General features: G+C 62.9%; 4 protein-coding genes. 3 read left to right on the top strand and 1 reads right to left on the bottom strand.

Going from position 1 to position 4233, the window contains the following annotated elements; genetic code table 11:
* The first annotated feature begins 116 nt into the window (after positions 1-116).
* Both VMR03_RS02285 and VMR03_RS02280 read left to right on the top strand, forming a co-directional pair.
* Positions 117-1157 carry an aspartate-semialdehyde dehydrogenase gene (locus VMR03_RS02285; RefSeq protein WP_325401873.1) on the top strand — a complete coding sequence of 347 codons (1041 nt, stop codon included), beginning with the start codon at positions 117-119 and terminating at the stop codon, positions 1155-1157.
* 110 nt (positions 1158-1267) lie between these two features.
* On the top strand, positions 1268-2821 hold the full coding sequence (locus tag VMR03_RS02280; RefSeq protein WP_325401871.1) for an acetyl-CoA acetyltransferase: 1554 nt from the start codon (positions 1268-1270) through the stop codon (positions 2819-2821).
* 1 nt (position 2822) lies between these two features.
* Here VMR03_RS02280 and VMR03_RS02275 read toward each other — a convergent pair whose 3' ends face one another.
* Complete coding sequence (locus VMR03_RS02275; protein ID WP_325401869.1) at positions 2823-3218, bottom strand: response regulator; 396 nt, start codon at positions 3216-3218, stop codon at positions 2823-2825.
* A 274-nt stretch (positions 3219-3492) separates the two neighbouring features.
* On the opposite strand from VMR03_RS02275, the gene VMR03_RS02270 reads away from it, so the two are divergent.
* Positions 3493-4026, top strand: a complete 534-nt coding sequence (locus VMR03_RS02270; RefSeq protein ID WP_325401867.1) for a hypothetical protein — start codon at positions 3493-3495, stop codon at positions 4024-4026.
* The last annotated feature ends 207 nt before the right edge of the window (positions 4027-4233 follow it).

Below are 4233 nucleotides of genomic sequence, written 5' to 3'. Positions count from 1 at the left end.
GGGCGGGCGAGGGCGCGTTTCTGACGTAAGCATCAGAGCGATCCTTGAAGCCCCGCCGCACAGGTCGGGGCTTTTCTCGTTTCAGAGCCCCGACCTTCGGCATCACGGAGAGAAAAATGGGTTCGAATCTTAGTTCACCTCTGGTCGCCATCGTCGGCGCGACGGGCGCCGTCGGCGTCGAGATGATCCGCTGCCTCGAAGAGCGGAATTTTCCGCTGTCCGGGCTCCGGCTCCTGGCCTCGCCGCGCTCGGCGGGCCGCAAGCTGAAGTTCCGCGACCGGGAAATCGAGGTCGAGCCGCTGACCGAACGGAGTTTCAAGGGCGTCGGCATCGCGCTCTTTTCGGCGAGCGGCACCGTCTCGCGGCAGTTCGCGCCGATCGCCGTGCGCGAGGGCGCCATCGTCGTCGACAATTCCTCGGCCTTCCGCATGGATGCCGATACGCCGCTCGTCGTACCGGAGATCAACGCGGGCGAGATCGCGCGTCACAAGGGCATCATCGCCAATCCGAACTGCGCGGCGATCATCTCGATCACGCCGCTCTGGCCGGTGCATCGGCGCAATCCGATCAAGCGCCTCATCATCGCGACCTATCAGGCGGCGTCCGGCGCCGGCGCGGCGGCGATGGAGGAATTGCGCGCCTCGACGGAAGCCTATCTCGAAGGCCGCGACTACAAGAACACGGTGCTGCCGCATCCTTACGCCTTCAATCTTTTCAGCCACAACACCAAGATCGATCCCGAGACGGGCTACAATGACGAGGAGATCAAGGTCATCGCCGAGACGAAGAAGATTTTCGGCGATCCCGACATCCGCGTTTCGGCGACCTGCGTCCGGGTGCCGGTGCTGCGCGCGCATTCGGTGGCGCTCACCTTCGAATGCGAGCGGCCAATTTCGGCGGCGGAGGTGCGCGAGGCGATGAAGACCGCGCCGGGCGTGAAGCTCGTCGACGACTGGGCGAACAATTACTTCCCGATGCCGAAGGACGCGTCCGGTCAGGACGACATTCTCGTCGGTCGCATCCGGCAGGACCTCAGCGATCCGTCGGGCCGCTCGGTCACGCTCTTCTGCGCCGGCGATCAATTGCTCAAGGGCGCGGCGCTCAACGCCGTGCAGATCGCGGAGAAGCTCGTCAGGGTGCCGGCTGACGCCGCGTAAATCTTCATGCCTCGCCTTCCGCTGGACATCGGGAGGCGAGGCTTTATGCTCCCGTAAAATTGGTTAGCAGGCCGAACTAATGGCCGCGAAGCGACAGGGAGTAAACGAGCATGGCGAATGTCCAACCCGAAGACCTGACGCCGATCCTGGTCGGCTGCGGGCAGATCGTCCAGAAGGAGAAGGACGTCGAGAAGGCGAAGTCGCCCATGCATCTGATGGCCGATGCGGCGCGTCTCGCGGCCGCCGATACCGGGCTCGGCGACAAGCTCTGGCCCGTGGTCGACAACATCACCGTCGTGCGCTTCATCACCGACAGCCCCGACTCGGGACGTCTGCCGTTCGGCAAATATCCCAATGCGCCGAAGACGCTCGGCAACCTCGTCGGCGCCAACGCCTCGAAGAACTGCTACGGGCCGACCGGCGGCAACACGCCGCAATATCTCGTCAACCACACGGCGGAGCTGATCGCCGAAGGGCAGACCGACATTGCGCTGGTCGCCGGCTCGGAATGCTTCGGCACCATGATGCGCGCGCTGGGGCAGGGCAAGATGCTGCCCTGGAACGACGAGCCCGGCGGCGAGCGCATCGACATCGGCCATGAGCGGCTCGGCGTCACCGAAGTCGAGAAGCGTCACAAGCTGCAATTCCCGGTCAACATCTATCCGCTCTTCGAGAATGCGATCCGCGGCCAGAAGAAGCGGAGCGTCCGCGAGCATCAGCTTTCGATCGGCAAGCTGATGGCGCCTTTCACCGAAGTCGCGGCGAAGCATCCGCAGGCCTGGTTCCCGGTCGCGCGCACGGCCGAAGAAATCGCCACGCCGACCGACGACAATCGCTATGTCGGCTTTCCGTATACGAAGTATATGAATGCGATCATGCAGGTCGATCAGGCGGCGGCCGTCGTCATGATGTCGGTCAAGAAGGCGCGCGAGCTCGGCATTCCCGAGGCGAAGTGGGTCTATCTCCACGGCTGCGGCGACGCCAACGACATCTGGTTCCCGACCGAGCGCGAGAACTTCCATTCATCGCCGGCGATCCGCCTCATCGGCAGGAAGGCCTTCGACATGGCCGGCTGGAAGATTTCCGACATCGACTACATGGACCTCTATTCCTGCTTTCCCTCCGCCGTCCAGATCGGCCGCAACGAACTCGGCATTGCCGAGGACGACCCGCGTCCGCTGACCGTCACCGGCGGTCTTCCCTATTTCGGCGGCGCGGGAAACAACTACGTCATGCATTCCATCGCGACGATCATGGACAAGCTGCGCGCGAAGCCGGGCACCAAGGGGCTCTGCACGTCGAATGGCTGGTATGTGACGAAGCACGGCATCGGTCTTTACTCGACCGAACCCGTAAGGGGTTCGTGGAAGCGTGAGAAACCCGCCTCTTATCAAGCCGAGATCGACAACGGGCCGCACCCGGCGGTCGACGAGACGCCGAACGGCGCGGCGAAGATCGAGACCTATACGGTCGTCAACGGACGCGAGGGACCGGAGTTCGCCATCGTCATGGGCCGGCTCGACGCGACGGGCGCGCGCTTTGTCGCCCATACGCCGAATGACAAGGTGACGCTCACCGACATGATGGAGCGCGAACAGCTTGGCCGGTCGGGCAAGGTTCAATCGGCGGCGGACGGCAGCGTCAACATCTTCACGCCGGCCTGATCTATCCCGCCGGGGCGGGCGGTTCCGGGGCCGAATGCAAATCGGCCTCGGCAGCGGCCAGCGCCTTGCGGAGGGTTTCGGGCAAGACCGGCTTTCCGGCGAAACCGAGCGGATTGCATGCACGGACGGCGGCCTTCATCTGATCGTCGATATTGCCGCTGACAAAAAGGCAGCGAAGGCCGATGCTTTCATGCAGCAGGCGAGCGGCCTCTATGCCGCTGGTGCCGCGGGCGAGGCGCACATCCATCAAGGCGAGGTCGGGTTGCTCCGACGCGGCAAGTGCCAGCGCCTCCTGCGGATCGGTGGCGATCCCGCAGGGTTGATGGCCGAAATCCTCCAGCATCATTTCGAGATGCATGGCGATCAGCACTTCGTCCTCGACGATCAGGATACGCACTCAGACGTACCCCCATGGGACAGGCGATCAGGCCGCCGAACGAAACCTGCGTTGGTTCCATCTCGCGAGAAAAGAGGATGAGGTAAATAATTACAGGCGAACGCCTGCATAAGCTGGCACATGGTAGCCCCCGATTGAAAACCCAACGTGCTGCCACGAGGTTGGTTCCGCCGGCGGCTCGGGTTTGACGCTTAAGCCGTGCTTGCGTCATTCTCGCAACAGGGCTTGGCCAGGGGGAAACCCGGGCGCGTCGCTCAGGGCGAAGGGGGCTTACATGACGGGTATTTCGACGGCCATTCGGCCGCTTCTTTTGCTGACATTTCTGGTTCTCGCCGCCTGCGCGACGCCCGCGAAAAATTTCGCGGCGGCGCCCGACCTCGAGCAGGCCGTTCGGGCCGATACGCCGCCGTTCGACGGAAAGGCCCGCGTTCTCTTTCTTGCCGGAGAAGTGAGCGCCTTCGGATTTGAATACGATATGAAGAATGCCGCCAACTTTCTCGTAAACAGCCAAAGCGTCGGCGGGATCAACAAGGGCGAGATGTTGGTGGTCGAACTTGCGCCAGGATCTTACGATTTCGGCTGGGACGTCAGTATGAGTGGCGATTCCGGTGTAAAAGTCATTCCCCTTCACAAGGAACTGAAGGCCGGCGAGATTCTCTATCTCGGAGGTAAATACGATACCCGGTATGGCGGCGCGTTCGGAATTGTGGGCGTGCTGGTCGATCCGCCACGTGCGGAGCTGGTTGTCTGTGAAGGGGATTGTCGCGCACGGTCCCAAACTCTCAAGGTCGTCGTGGCGCAGAAGTAAGCGGATCGTCGCGACGATTACGACACGGGGAGATTCGCCAGCGGCATTGCCTCTCGGGCCGAGGCGTGGTTGAACTCGGCATCGACAAATTTCGCGAGTAAAGGCAATGCCCCTCATCTACATGATCCGACATGGCCGCGCGGCGGCGGGGTGGGATGCCGATATGGATCCGGGTCTCGACGATCTCGGCCGTTCGCAGTCCGAGGC

Source organism: Parvibaculum sp., from assembly GCF_035511255.1.
In the GTDB taxonomy this organism is placed as follows: Bacteria; Pseudomonadota; Alphaproteobacteria; order Parvibaculales; family Parvibaculaceae; genus Parvibaculum.
Note: the sequence above shows the minus strand (reverse complement) of the source record. Positions and strands in the feature narration are given on the sequence as shown.

Excerpts from the sequence above, each read along its gene's own strand:
- VMR03_RS02285 (WP_325401873.1), top strand. The coding sequence starts at position 117 with ATGGGTTCGAATCTTAGTTCACCTCTGGTCGCCATCGTCGGCGCGACG.
- VMR03_RS02280 (WP_325401871.1), top strand. The coding sequence starts at position 1,268 with ATGGCGAATGTCCAACCCGAAGACCTGACGCCGATCCTGGTCGGCTGC.
- VMR03_RS02270 (WP_325401867.1), top strand. The coding sequence starts at position 3,493 with ATGACGGGTATTTCGACGGCCATTCGGCCGCTTCTTTTGCTGACATTT.